Source organism: Aliiroseovarius marinus, assembly GCF_050881025.1.
Lineage (GTDB): Bacteria > Pseudomonadota > Alphaproteobacteria > Rhodobacterales > Rhodobacteraceae > Aliiroseovarius > Aliiroseovarius marinus_A.
Genome location: NZ_JBNNXQ010000002.1, coordinates 633,910 through 650,784 on the forward strand (window position 1 = coordinate 633,910; position 16,875 = coordinate 650,784).

The window sequence follows — 16,875 nt, forward strand, 5'->3', positions numbered from 1 at the left end:
GCTGATAAGCGGATTTACCACGCCGGGCCGCGCTTCCCACCCGGGGGGCTAGGACGCGGGGAGATTTGCGGTTATCTTCGCGCCGAACCGAGGCAAAAGCCACGAAAGGTGAGGGCGAGCAGAAATGCCTCTCCAGTTGATACGCATCGCCGGATGCGCCGCATGTCTGGCCCTAGCGGGCTGCACGACGCCGCCCAATCTGAGCGACGTCCCAGAAGGTGCGACTCTTGTGGCGCCCGGTCAGGGTCCCGCAGACGCCCGGCCCGGCGCGTGCTACGGCAAGGACACCACACCCGCGACCATCGAAACCGTGACCGAACGCGTCTTGATCCGAGAGGCACAGTTTGCCCCCGGCGGTGGGATTGTGAAGCCAGCGGAATACGCGACGAAAACCCGGCAAGAGATCAAGGGGGGCGGGCAACCATACTTCTTTGAAGTCCCCTGCGCGCATGCGATGACGCCCGAGTTCATCGCCTCGCTTCAGCGCGCGTTACAGGCGCGTGATTTCTATCGTGGCCCCATTACAGGGCGCATGGATCGACGCACGTTGAAAGCCGTGCGGGCCTTTCAGCTGCCCGACTTCAACAGCGACATCCTGACAATGGATACGGCGCGTGCGTTGGGGCTGATCGCAGTAGGACCGGTGCCGCAGCCCTATGCGACCACCCCCGCCCCGGCCTCGCAATTCTGATCTAAAGCGTTTCGGTCTTAACCTGAGACTGGGGAAAGACGAAACGCTTTACACCCGCACACCGACAACACGCCCTTTCGTTTCCGAAGGGCGTGCAATCGCGTAGCGAGTTTTTGAAACTGGTATCTTAGAGGTGCGGTCGCGTCAGATATACGAAGCGATGGTGTCGGCAATCCAGCGTGTGATCGGATCAGCCTGAAGAACCCATGCGCCAACCTGTTCGGCCGTGTTGCCTTCTGCCAGTTTGGCAACGCGATCATTGTAGTTGATTGCACCCGCCTGCATGAAGACGAACCCCTTGAACAGCATGAAGCCAATAAGGGTCAGCAAAAGGCCACGTACCGGAAAGGCGCGGCGCACACGCAGCGACCGTTTCGGCACCAAAAGACCATCGCGTTCGACAAGCTGCACGTATCCGCGCGACAGCTTGCGGTGCTGGCGGTTGATATCTCGGACTCTTTTCTGGAAATCATGTACTTGAGCGTCTGACATCCCAAAAACCTCTCATTGGCCCCCACCAATTCATGGTCACCCTCTGACAATAGGGCAGAAAAGTGTCAAAAGCTAGGAAACCGATTGTTTCCTGCCCAATTTTAGGCGTTTTTGGACAAAATGAGAGTAGTCCAGTCAACAATCTCGTCGCGGCTAACCAGATTGAACCCGTTTTGTGTATAAACTGAAACCACCTCGTCGGCTTGCGGGTTCAGAATCCCCGAAAGAATCGCATAGCCGCCGGGGGCGATATGCGTGGCCATGTCCGGAGCCAGCCCAATCAGAGGGCCTTTCAGGATATTGGCAAACACCAAGTCAAAAGGCGCGGACTGCGCCAGTTCCGGCGCACCGAAACCTGCGGCCTCGACACAGGCGACGCGCCCTTCCAACCCATTGGCAGCCACGTTGGCGCGGGCCACATCCACCGCCACTTCGTCGATGTCACTGGCAATAACGGGATCCGTCCAGACCTGTGCCGCCGCCATCGCCAGCACCGCCGTACCACAACCGATATCCGCCACACTTCTTGGCGCGAACCCTTCGGAAATCAGACGGTCCAGCGCGCGCAAACAGCCCAGCGTGGTGCCGTGATGTCCGGTGCCAAAGGCCATGGCGGCATCAATCAGCAGCCCGATCTTACCCGCGGGCAATTTGTCCACATCATGCGATCCATGCACGAAAAACCGCCCGGCCTCGACCGGGGCGAGTTCGCGTTTCACATGGGCCACCCAGTCGGTTTCGGGCAGTTCGGACACGGTGAAGGGTTTTGCGCCGTGCATGGTGGACAGAAGCGCCAGCCCCGCCTCATCCGGCGTTTCGGTAAAATAGCCTCCCACTTCCCACAATCCACTGTCATCTTCGACCTCGAAGACGCCGACGCCGGTGGGTTCAGGAACAAGCGCTTCCATGGCGGCCCCCAGCGCTTCAGCGGCGGTTTGTCCTTCAAGCGTGGTCAAAGCAGTCCAGGTTGGCATGGCGGTTGTCCCTTTTTCTGTCGCCTTTCGCCTATCGGCGCAGCGGCCTCAGGTCAACCGCCCTGCCCTTAAGCCCCCGTACCAATGGGGCAGGTCACACCTGTGCCGCCAATTCCGCAATACCCGCCCGGGTTCTTCGACAGGTATTGCTGATGATAGGCTTCGGCCGGATAGAACGCGCCGGCCATGGCAATCTCGGTCGTGATGGGGCCAAACCCACGCTCGGCCAGGCGCCGGGCAAACACGTCTGCTGATGCGCGTGCGGCGTCGAGCTGCTCAGACGTGGTGGCATAGATCGCCGAGCGATACTGCGTGCCCATATCATTGCCCTGCCGCATTCCCTGTGTGGGGTCGTGATTTTCCCAAAACACGGTCAGCAGAGAGGCAAAGCTGGTTTTTTGCGGGTCATACACAACGCGCACCACCTCCGTATGTCCGGTCTGCCCGGTACAAAGCTCTTCATATGTCGGGTTGGGGGTGAAGCCCCCGGCATTGCCGACCATGGTCAGCCAGACGCCGGGCTGTTGCCAGAAGATGCGCTCGACACCCCAGTAACATCCCATCCCGAACACGGCGACTTCGTAGCCCTCGGGCACCTCCAGCGACAGCGGGCGACCAAAGACGTGATGGGTGTCTCCAAAGCTCAAGGTTTCGCTGCGACCAGCCAAAGCAGCCTCGCGCCCGACCATCGTTACTTTTTTCCGTCCAAACATCGCGCAATCCTCCGTCCTGTTACCCCTATAAGGTGGTGTTACTGCGCGGGGTGCGCAAGCGGGCGGGAAAACACAGTCTCGTTACCCTTTTCCGGGTGGCGCGGGATCAGCATCGACAGGCCAAGTGAAACCCCTGCCATCGCCGCTGCCAGTCCGAAAACCGCGCCGGGGGACACAACCCAAAGATAGCCAAGCAGCGCGGGCAGGAAGACGGCCGCGATATGGTTGATCGTGAAGGCCACTGCCGCGGTGGGGGCGATGTCCTGCGGGTCGGCGATTTTCTGGAAATAGGTCTTCAGCGCAAAGGCCAGCGCGAAGAACAGGTGGTCCAGCACGTAAAGCACCGCCGCCAACACCACACCCCAGCCGAAGAAATAGATCCCGCCATAGGCCAAGAACACGCCCATCAGCCCGACATATTCGAAGATCAGCGCGCGCCGTTCGCCCCATTTTGCCACGGCTTTGCCCATCAAAGGCGCAAAGAAGATGTTGGCGATGTAGTTGATCAGGAAAAGCGCCGTGACCTCGTGCACTTCAAACCCGAAGCGTTCCACCATCATGAAAGCCGCGAAAACGATGAAAATCTGGCGACGAGCGCCGGCCATGAATTGCAGCGCGTAATACAGCCAATAGCGGCGGCGCAGCACAAACTGCTTCAACTGTGGTTCGGGGCTTTCAAACTGCGGATAGGCGAAGAACGCGAAGATGGCGATGGCCAGCGTCGTGCCGCCCGCGATCATGTAGACAAGGTTGTAGCTGAGGTCGAAGGTCTTCCATGTCAGGACCAACAGCCCATAACTCAAAAGCGCCGCCGCCGAGCCGATGGACATAAGCCAGCCCAACATCTGCGGTGCTTTCTTCTTGTCGATCCATTGCAGCTGCAGCGACTGGTTCACCGTCTCATAATAGTGAAACCCGATCGAGCTGAGCATCGTGACGGTCAAAAGACCACCAAAGCTTGGAAACCACGCGGTGATTGCCGTGGCCGCGCCCAAAAGGCCCAGCGACACGACACCCAGAACTTGCTCGCGAAACAGCATCAAAAGCGCGATGACCCCGATGGCCAGAAAGCCCGGGATCTCGCGCACCGTGTGCAGCCAGCCAATCTCGACACCGGTGAAGCCCGCAGCCTCGATCACGAAGTTATTCAAAAGCGCAGACCACGTGAAAAACGCAATCGGCATGCCCGCCGCCATCAGCATCAAAAGGAAGATGGGCCGCCGCCAGAAGGGCTGCGCGCGGGCCTCGTCAAGGGTCAGGATTTGGTGTCTCATCCCCCCGCCATACGCCTGTTTTCCCCGCTTGGCGAGCGGGAACGCATTCACCCAAGCGGATATGTTCATGATTTATGTCAAGGCGCAGGCGACCTGGGGCGGTCACAATCGCCCGCAATTCAAGGAGGCCCCATGGATATCGTCCCGCTGATCGACCGGATCGGAGAGAACCCGACCGCTGCACTTTTTGGCCTGATCACAGGCATCGTCTTTGGCGTGTCAGCGCAACGTTCGCGCTTTTGCCTGCGCGCGGCGGCGGTGGAATTTGCGCGCCGGATGATGGACAGCTCGGTCGCCGTGTGGCTTTTGACTTTCTCGACTGCGCTTGTCTGGGTGCAGGGGGCTGCCCTTCTGGGCCTGATGCGCACGGAAGACGCACGCATGATGGCGGTCACCGGCAGCTGGTCGGGCGCCATCATCGGCGGGCTTCTCTTTGGCGTTGGCATGGTGCTGGCGCGCGGCTGTTCGGGGCGTCTGTTGGTGCTGGCCGCGACCGGCAACCTGCGCTCTGTCGTCTCGGGCCTGATCTTTGCCGTGGTCGCCCAGATGAGCCTTCATGGCTGGCTGGCCCCCACCCGCGACACGCTTGCCCGCCTGTGGGTGACCGAAGGCGGCGTGAACGTGAACCTTCTGACCGTCTTGGGCGCGCCGGAATGGGGCGGTTTTGCCCTTGGCCTGATCACCGCCGTCTTGGCCATCGTGATCGCCCGCAAATCGGGCATGGGCTACAAGCGACTGGTCTTCGGATCGGGCGTGGGCTTTGCGGTCGCATTGGGCTGGGTGCTGACCTATCAACTGTCGCTGGCCGCGTTCGAACCTGTGTCCGTGACCTCGGCCACCTTCTCAGGCCCCTCTGCCAATACGCTCATGTTCTTCCTCGTCTCAGACCCGGTGCTGGAGTTCGACGTGGGCCTTGTCCCCGGCGTCGTCATCGGGGCCTTCGCCGCCAGTTGGTTGACCGGCGAGTTCAAGTTCCAAGGGTTCGAAGGCGAAGCCAACATGCGTCGTTCGATGACCGGGGCCGTCCTGATGGGCTTCGGCGCCATGCTGGCGGGCGGCTGCGCCATCGGCGCGGGCGTCACAGGCGGCTCCATCTTCGTCGGCACCGCATGGCTTGCGCTTTTGTGCATGTGGATTGGGGCGATGGTGACAGATGCTCTGGTGGATCAGCGCGGGGCTGTTGGGGTGGCGGCGGAGTGAGTTACTGCACGATAATGACACGTGCATGCGAATGTCCGTTTTGAGCCCAAATTACTTGATGCTGCACTTCGTGCCAATGTCCGCTGCCAGATTGAAGGCCGTCAAAATCATCATCTGGAATCGCCACAAATAACAGTCACAGTTCCGTCTGAAGCGGTCTGGATCATGTTGAGAACGCAGTGCGTCGAATTTAGCTCTACCAACAGCAAAGCTGCGCCCATGGTTACAGCGAAGGAGCCGATGAGGAACATTGCGTTTCGGAGAAGCGCATTTGTGGCATCTCTGTTTCCGGTGTGACGCAGAACACGAAAAAGCGAAATGAAACCACCCGTTGCAACGTCCCAAGTTCCGCGCGCAGTAGCATGTGACGTAAAGATCAAGCTCGAAAACGACGCAAAGAACTTAAAGAACCAAAAGACTGTAACCAGCAATCCAAAGATCACCACCATCAAGAGAACGTAGATGAAAGTGGCCACGTCTGCAGGCTCCTAGAGAACTGATCGTGGAATTGGTTGAATCTTATTGGGACAATAATCGCTGGTATTTGCCAAGAGGGCAACAGCCATGCTGAATTTGCGAAGCAGACGTTGGCACATTCGCAGCGAAAGGGCGCTCCGTCCCGCAAAGCAGTCACGCCTCAATAAAAACTCTGCGGATCAATATCCACCGACACCCGCATATCCCCTTTGATCGGAAACTGCGCCAGCCAGCGTTTTAGGGCGGCTTGGATGGGCGCGGTTTTCTCGGCTTTGACCAGCAGGCGCACGCGGTGGCGGCCACGCACGCGGGCGATGGGGGCTGGGGCGGGGCCGAAGAGCTGCGCGCCGATGTGGGTGAGGGGTTCGGAGCGGCGGGCCATCTCGGCGCCAAGGTCAAACACCGCCTGAATGTCGGGCGAGGACAGGACAATCCCCGCCAAACGCCCGTAAGGCGGCACGCCCGCGGCTTGGCGTTCGCCCGCTTCGGCTTTCCAGAACTTTTCTTCCTCACCCGCAAGGATCGCGCGGATCACCGGGTGTTCGGGTTGGAAGGTTTGCAGCAGCGCCACGCCCGGCGTCTCGGCCCGCCCGGCCCGGCCTGCCACCTGCCGGATCAGCTGAAAGGTGCGTTCGGCCGCGCGCAGGTCAGAGCCTTGCAAGCCAAGGTCAGCGTCAATCACGCCCACCAAGGTGAGCTTGGGGAAGTTGTGCCCTTTAGCCACCAGCTGCGTGCCGATGATGATGTCCGCCCCCCCGTCCGCGATCAGCTCGATCTGTGCTTTCAAGGCGCGGGCCGATCCGAACAGGTCCGAGGACAGGACCGCGATGCGGGCATCCGGGAAGGCGGCGGTGACTTCTTCCGCCAGCCGTTCGACACCGGGGCCAACCGGGGCCAGTTTGCCCTCGACCTCACATTCCGGGCAGGCCTCCGGCATCGGTTTCGTCTCGCCGCATTGATGGCAGACGAGGCGTTTTTGGAACCGATGTTCAACCATGCGCGCGTCGCAATGATCGCAGCCGATCTGATGCCCGCAGGCACGGCAGATGGTGACCGGCGCATAGCCACGGCGGTTGATGAACAGAAGCGATTGTTCGCCCTTGGCGATGCGTGCGGTCACGGCGGCTTTCAGCGTGGGCGAGATCCAACTTTGGCTTGGCAGGTCTTCGGCGCGCATATCAATCGCGCGCATGTCGGGCATCACGGCGGGGCCATAGCGGCTGGTCAGCTCGATGCGTTTATACTTCCCGGCTTCGCAATTGGCCCAGGTTTCCAAAGACGGCGTGGCCGAGGCCAAAATCACCTGCGCGTCACAGATAGACGCCCGCATCACCGCCATGTCGCGGGCGGAATAGAGCACCCCGTCTTCCTGCTTGTAGGAACTGTCATGCTCCTCGTCGACGATCACCAGCCCAAGGTCGCGGAAGGGCAGGTAAAGCGCGGATCGTGCGCCGACGACAAGCGAGGCCTCGCCTTGCCCGACCATGCGCCAGCAACGGCGGCGTTCGGTCATGGTCACGCCCGAGTGCCATTCGGCGGGGCGCGCGCCAAAGCGTTCCTCGACCCGTTTCAGGAACTCGGCGGTCAAGGCAATCTCTGGCAAAAGCACCAGAGCCTGACGGCCCTTGCGCAGACAGGCCGCGACGGCTTCCAGATAGACCTCGGTTTTGCCTGCGCCGGTCACGCCGCGCAGAAGGGTTGTGCCATACCGCCCGCCGCGCACGCCGTCGGACAGTTCTTTCGCGGCGGCGGCCTGATCCTCGGTCAGGGTTTTTCCCGGCAAAGACGGGTCCAGACGGGGATAGGGCATATCGCGCGGCGTGTCCTCTTCCCGGATGGCGCCCAGTTTCACCAGACCTTTCACCACGGACCCGCTGACCCCCGCCAGATCGCCCAGCTCCTTTTGGGTGAAGCCAACGCCGGGTTGATCCATCAACACGTCCATCACCTTGGCGCGGGCATCTGTCAGCCGGTTGGGACGATGGCCCGAGGCCTTCAGCACTTTGCGCATCGATGGCGGGTCCGACAGCCCCGGCGCGCGGGTGGCAAGGCGCAGCATCTGGCTCATGGGCGTCAGGGTATAGTCGCCCACGCGGGTCAGGAACTGTGCCATTTCCGATCGCATCGGGGCCACGTCCAGAACACGGTTGACCCTGCGCAGTTTCGAGGCATCAAAGCCCCCCTCGCCCGGCCCCCAGACGACGCCCAGCACCTTGCGCGGGCCAAGCGGCACCTCGACATAGTCGCCCTGCACGCAGCCCCCTTCAGGCGCGCGGTAGGTCAGGATGCGATCCAGTGGCTGGGCGGTCAAAACGCCGACCCTTGCGCCTTCAGGAAACTGCTCAATATCGCTCATTCGGCCGATGTCCTTGTCTTCGATGACACCATAAGGGCTTTCTGCCCGCGCGCCCATGGGGTATGAGAGCGCAAACGCAAACTTCTGCAGGACACGCGCATATGAAATTCTTCGCCGATACCGCCGACATCGACGCCATCAAGGAACTTAATGACCTTGGCATGGTGGATGGTGTGACCACCAACCCCTCGATCATCAAGAAGTCGGGCCGCGACATCATTGATGTGACAAAAGAAATCTGTGACATCGTGGACGGGCCCGTGTCCGCCGAGGTCACCGCGATTGACGCAGAAACCATGATCGCCGAAGGGCGCAAGCTGGCCAAGATCGCCGACAATATCGCGGTGAAAGTGCCGCTGACATGGGATGGGCTGAAAGCCTGTAAAACCCTGTCGGACGACGGCACGATGGTGAATGTGACGCTCTGTTTCTCGGCCAATCAGGCACTTTTGGCGGCGAAAGCGGGGGCGACATTCATTTCGCCCTTCATCGGGCGTCTGGATGATATCAACCTTGATGGCATGGAGCTGATCGAGGACATCCGCACCATCTATGACAACTACATGTTTGATACGCAGATCCTTGCCGCATCGATCCGCAATGTGAACCACATGAAAGACGCCGCCCTTGTGGGCGCCGATGTGGCCACGGCACCGCCCTCGGTCATTCAGGCGATGGCGAAACATGTGCTGACAGACAAAGGTCTGGACGCCTTCTTGGCCGACATCAAGGCCGCCGACATCAAGATCCTGTAAACTCACGGGACAATTGACATGTGACGAGGGGGCCACGGCCCCCTTTTCTCTGCGCTGTTAACGAAAAATAAACCACAAATACGCTCTACCTTGTGTATGATTTGTCAAAACGACAAGAATACATATCCGAGGCAGGACATGAGCGTAGCCCATACGATGGACGATGAATTGCGCGAGCATCTCATCGCACAACCAGAAACTATTCTAGAAGATCCCGACATCATGAATGCGCTGATCGCCGCGAATGAACGCGCGATGGGCGCCAATATCGTGGATCTGCGCGGCATCGCGATGGACCGGATGGAGGCCCGGCTGGACCGGCTGGAGGACACGCATCGGTCCGTGATTGCCGCAGCCTATGAAAACCTTGCCGGGATGAACCTGATCCACCGCGCGGTCTTGCGCATGCTGGACCCCGCCGATTTTGAACTGTTCGTGAAGGACCTTGGCGGCGAAGTCGCCGAAATCCTGCGCGTCGATTGTGTAAGGTTGGTTCTGGAAACGGTTCAGACCGAAAAAGACAGCGCGGTAAACCGGTTGGGTCAGGTGCTGGCCACGGTCGAACCGGGCTTCGTTGACACCTATCTGGGCCATGGGCGCGGCAGCGATCCCCGTCAGGTCTTCCTGCGTCAAATTCAGGAACAAGAGGCCCGTATTTACGGCGAAACCGGGTATTGGATTCGGTCCGAAGCCTGCATCCGCCTTGATCTGGGCAAAGGCCGACTGGCTGGCATGTTGGTTTTGGGGGCCGAAGATCCGCACCAGTTCAAACCCGGACAAGGCACTGACCTTCTGGCATTCTTCGGCGGTGTTTTCGAACGCGCGATGCGCCGCTGGTTGTCGTGACGGCGCCTGACAGCCTGAGCATTTCCGCCGGCGCGCGCGACGCGTTGGCTGGATTTCTTGAGCATAAACGCGCGCTGGACGCAGCATCTGACAACACGATCAAAGCCTATCAGGCAGATATCTCGGGTTTCTTGGCCTTTATGGCTGTGCATCTGGGCGGCGAAGCCGGGCGCGGTGCGCTGGCGCATGTGACCCTGTCGGACATGCGCGCCTGGATGGCGATGGAACGCGACACCGGAAAAAGCGCGCGATCCCTGGCCCGTGCGCTGTCCGCAGTGAAAAGCTTTTACACCTGGCTCAGCGACCGTGACGGGTTTGACGCCACCGCCGTTCTGTCCACCCGCAGCCCAAAATTTGCCAGTAAACTGCCCCGCCCCTTGGCGCCCGATGCCGCGAAAGAGGTGCTCGACACCGCGGCCCTGCAAGCGCGCCACGACTGGGTCGGCGCGCGCGATACGGCTGTGGTGACACTGCTTTATGGTTGCGGCCTTCGGATTTCCGAGGCGCTTGGCCTTACCTGTGCCGACGCCCCCTTGAGCGATGTGCTGCGCATCACCGGCAAAGGCAACAAGGAACGGCTGGTGCCGGTCCTACCTGCGGCGCGCGACGCGGTCGAGGTCTATCGCAGGCTCTCCCCTCACCCCGAAGCGCCCGATGCGCCGCTGTTTCGCGGCGTGCGCGGCGGCAAGCTTGGTGCGCGGCAAGTGCAAAAAGTGATGGAGCAAACACGCCTGCAACTTGGCCTGCCCGCGACCGCCACCCCCCACGCACTGCGCCACAGCTTTGCAACGCACCTGTTGACAGCGGGCGGTGATCTGCGCGCCATCCAAGAGCTTCTGGGCCATGCCAGCTTGTCCACAACCCAGGCCTATACCGCGCTCGATACCACGCGCTTGATCGAGGTCTATGACGCCGCCCATCCCCGCGCGTAACTCGACCTTCGCGCTTTCCCCTTTCCCCCACAGCTCTTTTCCGTCACAAAGCGCAGATGAATATTCAGACCAAAGCCCTTCTTGTGCATCTGCTGACCGCCACCGGCGCTGTCTTTGCCATGCTCGCCATGCTGGCCGCCGTGGACGAAAAATGGGGCCTGATGTTCCTGTGGCTTGTGGTGGCCTTTATCGTGGATGGGATCGACGGCCCGCTGGCGCGCCGCTATCACGTTAAGGTCAATGCACCGCAATATGACGGTGTCCTGATGGACCTGATCATCGACTATCTGACCTATGTGTTCATCCCGGCCTATGCCCTGTTCAAATCGGGCCTGATGCCCGGCTGGACGGGCTGGTTCGCCATCATCGTCATCACCTTCGCCAGCGTTGTCTATTTCGCCGACACGCGCATGAAGACCAAGGACAACAGCTTTTCGGGGTTTCCGGGGTGCTGGAATATGGTGATCCTTGTCCTGTTTGCGACCGAACCGAATTTCTGGGTGATGACAGCCTTGGTGACAGCAATTGCCGTCGCGATGTTCCTGCCACTGAAGTTCATTCACCCCGTGCGCACCGAACGCTGGCGGGCCGTGAGCCTGCCAATGGCTCTGGCCTGGACACTTTTCGCCGGCTGGGCCGCATGGGTCGATTTCCATCCTGAAAGCTGGGCGCATTGGGGTCTGGTCGTGACCTCGATCTATTTACTTGTCGCGGGAATTGCGCAGCAGGTCATCCCTGAGAAAGCGTGAAGTGTTTCGAGATCAAGTTGGATCGCGACTTGATCTAGAAACGCTTTAGCGACCTTCAGCAGCAAGTCATTTTGACCAACGCTCTAGCGCCTCTTCGTCATCCACCTTGGCCGCAACCCAATCCGTGCCGCCATCCTTGGCAAACTCTTTCTTCCAGAAAGGCGCGCGGGACTTCAGGTAATCCATCAAAAACTCGGCGGCTTCGAAAGCGGCCACGCGATGTGCCGAGGCCGTTGCGACCATCATGATCTGGTCCCCTGGTTTGAGCGGACCGTACCTGTGGATCACCAGACAATCTGCCAGCGCCCAGCGTGAAGTGGCCTCGGCCACAATCGCCGTGATCGCCTTTTCGGTCATGCCCGGATAGTGTTCAATTTCCATGCGGTCCAAAGTGCCCGCGTCATCGCGCACGACACCGGTGAAGCTGACAACCGCACCCAAGTCGCTGCGTCCCTGTGCAAACCCTGACAATTCACCACCGGGATCAAACGGTTCTGCCTGCACACGTACAGTCATCTTAGCCGCCTGTCATCGGGGGGAAAAACGCCACCTCGCGCACGCCGTCAAGCGGCGCGTCAAAGTCAGACAGGTCCTGATCCAACGCCACCCGCAACGCCGAAATATCCTGAAAAGCCGCCGCATATCGTGGGTCGCGCGCACGCAGCTCTTCAACCAGATCCATCACCGTCGCAGCCGATGTTTCCACCGTTTCGCGCGGTTCACCGATGCGTTCGCGCACCCATGCGAAATACATGACCTCGATCATCAATCATCCTCTTTCAGGTATGGCAGAGCTTTGCGGAAGTAGTCCCAGCCGGTGATCAGGGTCAAAAGCCCTGCCAGCCAAAGCAGCCAAAGCCCGACACGGCCCGACCAGATCATACCATGGAAATAGGACCGAAGCCCGTTCACATCATCGACCTCTCCGATCAATATCTGTTCAATCATCGCATCGTCCATGCCGAACGATCCCATCACAAGGTGATGTTCGAAAATACCGCGCGAAAACAGGATGGCGATGGCCACCATCTGCGCTGTGGTCTTCCACTTGGCCAGTTTCGTGACCTTCAGCGTGCCCGCCGTGTCGCCCAGAAACTCCCGCAGCCCAGAGACGAAAACCTCGCGAAACAGAATCACGGTCGCAGGCAACACCAGCCACGGGGTCCAATAAACGTCCGAATAACCAACGATCACCATCAGCGCGATCACCACCATCGCCTTGTCGGCAATCGGGTCCAGCATCGCGCCAAGCTTACTTTCCTGTTGCCACTTGCGCGCCAGATAGCCGTCCAGCCAATCTGTTGCCGCGGCCACGAGGAACACGATCAGTGCCAGCCAATCCGCCAACGGGCGCGAGAAATACAGAAACATGATCGCCACGGCGGGGGCTGCAATCAGCCGCCCCATGGTCAGGATATTCGGAAGGGTCCATTTCATGCGCACATCAATACAATGTCAGCCTCGGTCATGGAAGAAGCCATAGATGGTTTCCGCCAGAGTTTCCGAAATTCCGTCCACGGCCTTCAGGTCATCAAGCCCGGCACGGCTAACCGCCTTGGCCGATCCGAAATGCTGCAACAGGGCGCGTTTGCGGCTGGCGCCCACGCCCGGCACTTCGTCCAGCGGGGTCGCGCCTTGGGCCTTGGCGCGTTTGGCACGGTGGGTGCCGATGGCAAACCTGTGGGCTTCGTCGCGCAGTCGCTGGATGAAATAGAGCACCGGATCGTTGCGTTGCAGCGCAAAGGGGCGCTGGCCGCGACGGTGAAATTCCTCTTTGCCATGATCACGATCAACCCCCTTGGCGACCCCGACCATGGGAATATCCGTCACGCCCATTTCCTCCATGATTTCATGCACAGCGCTGACCTGCCCTGCCCCGCCATCAATCAGCAAAAGCTCGGGCCACATGCCCTGTTCACGTTCCGGGTCTTCTTTCAGAAGGCGCTTGAACCGACGGGTCAGCACCTCTTTCATCATGCCGAAATCATCGCCCAGCGTCAGCTCTTCGCCCTTGATGTTGAACTTGCGATACTGGCTTTTCATGTAGCCCTCTGGCCCGGCGACAATCATTGCACCAACCGCATGGGCCCCCTGGATATGGGAGTTGTCATAGACCTCGATCCGGGCGGGAGGCGCATCAAGATCGAAGGCTGCGGCCACACCATCAAGCAGCTTTGCCTGGGTCGCTGTTTCGGCCAGCTTGCGGGCAAGGCTTTCGCGCGCATTGCGTTGTGCGCCCGCGACCAGTTCCGATTTCTCACCGCGCAATGGCACCGAGATTTCGACCTTGCGGCCCAGCTTTTCACTCAGCGCTTCGGCCATCAAATCCTGTTCATCCAAAGGATCGGACAAAAGGATCAGGCGCGGCGGGTCTTTTTGGTCATAGAACTGCCCGACAAAAGCCTGAAGGACTTCGCCCGGTCCAGCCCCCGCGCCCGTGCGCGGATAGAAATCGCGGTTGCCCCAGTTCTGATGCGCCCGGATGAAAAAGACCTGCACGCAGGCCTGCCCACCTTCCATATGAAGTGCAATCACGTCGGCCTCGCCTACCCCGCGCGGGTTGATGCCCTGTGTCTGTTGCACCTGTGTCAGCGCCCGGATGCGATCGCGCAGCACGGCGGCTTTTTCAAACTCCATCGCCTCAGAGGCCACCTGCATCTCCGCCGCAAGGCTTTCCTGCATCTTGGTGGTACGACCAGACAAGAAGTCTTCGGCATCTTTGACAAGGCCTGCGTAACCGTCTTGGTCAATTTTGCCGACACACGGCCCGGCACATCGCTTGATCTGGTAAAGCAGACAGGGGCGCGTGCGCGCATCAAAGGTGGCGTCAGAGCAATTGCGCAGAAGGAACACTTTCTGCAGCTGGTTCAACGTGCGGTTCACCGCGTCGGCACTGGCAAAGGGACCGAAATACTGTCCCTGCTCTTTGCGGGCACCGCGATGCTTTTTGATCTGCGGAAAGTCATGCGCGGTCACGAGAATATTCGGAAAGCTCTTGTCATCGCGCAAGAGCACATTGAAATGCGGCTTCAGCTGCTTGATCAGGTTTTGCTCAAGCAACAGGGCCTCGGTCTCTGTCCGGGTGGTCAGAAACATCATAGATGCGGTCTGGCTGATCATCCGCGCAATGCGCGCCGAATGGCCCGTCGGCTTGGCATAATTCGACACACGTTTTTTCAAACTGCGCGCCTTGCCCACGTAAAGCACCCGTCCCTTGGCATCGAGCATCCGGTACACACCCGGAGAATTATCCAGTGTTTTCAGATAGGACTGGACCACTTCATGCCCGGTTGGAACCGGAACCTGCGTGTCATCCGAGGGTGTCTCTTTACCTGTCATTCAACCAGTCTCTCGATTCTCTCGCTGCCTGCAATCTTATCGTGCCCTGCACAAGTAAAAACATGCCCACAAAATCTGTGGATAACTCTGAGGACATGTTCCGGCCAGCCATAAATTTCCGTTGTTTTCAGCCCGGTTCCACGATCTGCCTAATTTTTAGGCACTTCTGTAGGTCGTTGATTTTTAAGGAAATAAATATGAACAATCTGTAAATTAATGAAATCATTGCGAAATTTCAAAGCTCCCGACGGAAAGCCTTTCACAGGTGCACAACTTGTCGCAATCGCGACCCAAAAACCAGCAGGCCTAGATCAGCTTTCGCCGGGTTGGCCCATGATATCAGGGGTTTGCCAGCCCAGATGTTGCCCACCATCCACGGCAATCATCTGGCCGGTAACAGCCGGCGCATCGAGCAGATAGGACAGCGCCTTGGTGATGTCCTCCGGGTTCGGACCGCGCTTTAGGATCGTGCCTGCACGTTGTCCGTCAAAATGCGCCTGAGATTGGCGTGCGCCGATCAGGGTGGAACCCGGCGCAATCCCGTTTACCCGCACATGGGGCGCAAGGGCCTGAGCTGTCGTGCGCGTCAGCGTCCAGAGGCCGTGTTTGGCGAGGCTGTAGGTCATAAACTCGGGTGTCAGTTTCTGAACACGCTGATCAAGCATGTTCACAACAAGCGCTTGCGGCAGGCTTTCCCCTTGCCCGTCCTGCGTTGCACGCGGTGCCTGTGCGGCGAAAGCCTGCGTCAGGAAAAGCGGCGCGCGCAGATTGGACGACATATGCCGGTCCCAGCTGTCCGCCGTGACCGTGCCAATGCGGTCATAGTCAAAGATCGAGGCGTTGTTGATCAGCACGGAAAGCGGCCCGCCCAAAGCCTCTGACGCGCGACCAATCAGCGCCTCTACCGCGCCCAAATCCAGAAAATCCGCCTGCAAGGTTTCGGCTTTGCGACCAAGTGCGCGGATGGCTTCGGCTGTGTCATGCGCGCCGTCCTCTGACGCGCTGTAATGCACAGCAACATCAAACCCCTGATGCGCCAGTTCCAACGCCATGGCACGCCCCAAGCGCCCACCTGCACCTGTCACCAATGCCCGGCGGATTTCCATCATGCGCCCCCCAGAACCATCAACACATAGACCAGATACAGAACCGTCAGCGCGATCCCCCACGCCCGGCCCATATGCCACCTCAGGAACACGAAGGGCGCCAACAGAAGCGACGCGCCCAGCATCACCCACAGGTCAAACTGCAGGATACCCGGTTCAACCGGGATCGGCCCAACAAGGGACGACAGTCCGATGATGGCCAGAAGGTTGAACATGTTCGACCCGATCACGTTGCCCAGCGCCACATCCGCCTGTTTGCGCAATGCCGCCATCACCGTTGTGGCAAGTTCTGGCAGCGATGTACCCAAAGCCACAAGCGTCAGACCGATCACGGTTTCCGACACCCCAAAATGGCGGGCAATATTGGTCGAGGCATCCACCAGAAGGTCGGCCCCCAGCGGCAAGCCAATCAGACCCAACGCAAGGAACAAGACAACTTTCCACCACGGCATGTCGGGGTCCGCGCCTTCGACCTCTTCATCGTCGTCGCAGTCTTCTTCCAGACCCGCTTTTACCGCACAGCGGTGGCGCATGGCCTCGCGAAAAGCAGACCCCAGGATCAGAGCCAGCGCGGCAAGCAGCACCATGCCCTGCACCCATGTGATCACGCCGCCGCATGTCAGAACGATAAACAGCACAGTGGCCGCCATCATCTGCAGATAGCTTTTGCGGCTGTCACAGGTCTTGGTGGAAAGCCCGGCCATGAATGCCGGCACCCCCAGCACCAAAAGGATATTGGCCGTGTTCGACCCGACCACGTTGCCCATGGCCAGCCCCGGCACGCCTTCCATGATCGAGCTGACCGAAATCAACAATTCGGGCGCAGAAGTGCCAAATGCGACGATGGTCAGCGACACGATCATGGCGGGGACGCCAAGACGCAGCGACATGTTCACAGCTCCTCGCACCAGGCTGTCGCCCGACAGAAGCAGGATCACAAGACCGAGCGCGGCAAAAATCAGATCCAAGGC

The 16,875-nt window shown here is 59.7% G+C and carries 18 protein-coding genes; 6 read left to right on the top strand and 12 right to left on the bottom strand.

All coding sequences use genetic code 11. The annotated features are described in order from the left end of the window. Positions 1–124 precede the first annotated feature (124 nt). Entirely contained in the window at positions 125–691 is a 567-nt protein-coding gene (locus ACRY08_RS08560) for a peptidoglycan-binding domain-containing protein (RefSeq protein WP_432449489.1), read from the top strand. Positions 692–835: 144 nt separating this feature from the next. On the opposite strand, the gene ACRY08_RS08565 is transcribed toward ACRY08_RS08560, so the two are convergent. From ACRY08_RS08565 to ACRY08_RS08580, 4 genes are all read right to left on the bottom strand, one after another. Continuing rightward, on the bottom strand, positions 836–1,183 hold the full coding sequence (locus ACRY08_RS08565; protein WP_432449490.1) for a hypothetical protein: 348 nt from the start codon (positions 1,181–1,183) through the stop codon (positions 836–838). Positions 1,184–1,284: 101 nt separating this feature from the next. Continuing rightward, positions 1,285–2,157, bottom strand: a complete 873-nt coding sequence (locus tag ACRY08_RS08570) for a 50S ribosomal protein L11 methyltransferase (protein WP_432449491.1) — start codon at positions 2,155–2,157, stop codon at positions 1,285–1,287. Positions 2,158–2,225: 68 nt separating this feature from the next. Then, complete coding sequence (gene msrA / locus ACRY08_RS08575) at positions 2,226–2,870, bottom strand: peptide-methionine (S)-S-oxide reductase MsrA (RefSeq protein ID WP_432449492.1); 645 nt, start codon at positions 2,868–2,870, stop codon at positions 2,226–2,228. A 38-nt stretch (positions 2,871–2,908) separates the two neighbouring features. After that, positions 2,909–4,144, bottom strand: a complete 1,236-nt coding sequence (locus tag ACRY08_RS08580; RefSeq protein ID WP_432449493.1) for an MFS transporter — start codon at positions 4,142–4,144, stop codon at positions 2,909–2,911. A gap of 132 nt (positions 4,145–4,276) precedes the next feature. Here ACRY08_RS08580 and ACRY08_RS08585 point away from each other — a divergent pair, with 132 nt between their 5' ends. Next, a complete protein-coding gene (locus ACRY08_RS08585) occupies positions 4,277–5,344 on the top strand; it encodes a YeeE/YedE family protein (RefSeq protein WP_432449494.1) in 1,068 nt (355 codons plus the stop codon). A gap of 110 nt (positions 5,345–5,454) precedes the next feature. On the opposite strand, the gene ACRY08_RS08590 is transcribed toward ACRY08_RS08585, so the two are convergent. Both ACRY08_RS08590 and ACRY08_RS08595 read right to left on the bottom strand, forming a co-directional pair. Then, complete coding sequence (locus ACRY08_RS08590) at positions 5,455–5,820, bottom strand: hypothetical protein (RefSeq protein ID WP_432449495.1); 366 nt, start codon at positions 5,818–5,820, stop codon at positions 5,455–5,457. Between the two features lie 161 nt (positions 5,821–5,981). Further along, entirely contained in the window at positions 5,982–8,177 is a 2,196-nt protein-coding gene (locus tag ACRY08_RS08595; RefSeq protein WP_432449496.1) for a primosomal protein N', read from the bottom strand. A 101-nt stretch (positions 8,178–8,278) separates the two neighbouring features. On the opposite strand from ACRY08_RS08595, the gene fsa reads away from it, so the two are divergent. The 4 genes from fsa (at position 8,279) to ACRY08_RS08615 (ending at position 11,459) form a co-directional block, all read left to right on the top strand. Further along, positions 8,279–8,932 carry a fructose-6-phosphate aldolase gene (gene fsa / locus ACRY08_RS08600; RefSeq protein ID WP_432449497.1) on the top strand — a complete coding sequence of 218 codons (654 nt, stop codon included), beginning with the start codon at positions 8,279–8,281 and terminating at the stop codon, positions 8,930–8,932. 138 nt (positions 8,933–9,070) lie between these two features. After that, complete coding sequence (locus ACRY08_RS08605; protein ID WP_432449498.1) at positions 9,071–9,778, top strand: DUF484 family protein; 708 nt, start codon at positions 9,071–9,073, stop codon at positions 9,776–9,778. Then, positions 9,775–10,710, top strand: a complete 936-nt coding sequence (locus ACRY08_RS08610; RefSeq protein WP_432449499.1) for a tyrosine recombinase XerC — start codon at positions 9,775–9,777, stop codon at positions 10,708–10,710. The genes ACRY08_RS08605 and ACRY08_RS08610 overlap by 4 nt, the downstream gene beginning before the upstream one ends. Before the next feature lie 56 nt (positions 10,711–10,766). After that, on the top strand, positions 10,767–11,459 hold the full coding sequence (locus tag ACRY08_RS08615; protein ID WP_432449500.1) for a CDP-alcohol phosphatidyltransferase family protein: 693 nt from the start codon (positions 10,767–10,769) through the stop codon (positions 11,457–11,459). 66 nt (positions 11,460–11,525) lie between these two features. Here ACRY08_RS08615 and ACRY08_RS08620 read toward each other — a convergent pair whose 3' ends face one another. The 6 genes from ACRY08_RS08620 to ACRY08_RS08645 form a co-directional block, all read right to left on the bottom strand. Beyond that, positions 11,526–11,975 (bottom strand): molybdenum cofactor biosynthesis protein MoaE, encoded by a 450-nt coding sequence (locus ACRY08_RS08620; protein WP_432449501.1) that lies wholly within the window; start codon positions 11,973–11,975, stop codon positions 11,526–11,528. Position 11,976: 1 nt separating this feature from the next. Further along, a complete protein-coding gene (moaD, locus tag ACRY08_RS08625) occupies positions 11,977–12,225 on the bottom strand; it encodes a molybdopterin converting factor subunit 1 (RefSeq protein WP_432449502.1) in 249 nt (82 codons plus the stop codon). Then, positions 12,225–12,896 carry a CDP-diacylglycerol--glycerol-3-phosphate 3-phosphatidyltransferase gene (pgsA, locus tag ACRY08_RS08630; RefSeq protein WP_432449503.1) on the bottom strand — a complete coding sequence of 224 codons (672 nt, stop codon included), beginning with the start codon at positions 12,894–12,896 and terminating at the stop codon, positions 12,225–12,227. The genes moaD and pgsA overlap by 1 nt, the downstream gene beginning before the upstream one ends. 18 nt (positions 12,897–12,914) lie before the next feature. Continuing rightward, complete coding sequence (uvrC, locus tag ACRY08_RS08635) at positions 12,915–14,798, bottom strand: excinuclease ABC subunit UvrC (RefSeq protein ID WP_432449504.1); 1,884 nt, start codon at positions 14,796–14,798, stop codon at positions 12,915–12,917. A 311-nt stretch (positions 14,799–15,109) separates the two neighbouring features. Further along, the gene (locus ACRY08_RS08640) at positions 15,110–15,907 is read right to left on the bottom strand and encodes an SDR family oxidoreductase (RefSeq protein ID WP_432449505.1); all 798 of its coding nucleotides are present in this window, start codon (positions 15,905–15,907) and stop codon (positions 15,110–15,112) included. Next, complete coding sequence (locus ACRY08_RS08645; RefSeq protein WP_432449506.1) at positions 15,904–16,872, bottom strand: calcium/sodium antiporter; 969 nt, start codon at positions 16,870–16,872, stop codon at positions 15,904–15,906. Before ACRY08_RS08645 ends, ACRY08_RS08640 begins: the two co-directional genes overlap by 4 nt. Between the last annotated feature and the right edge of the window lie 3 nt (positions 16,873–16,875).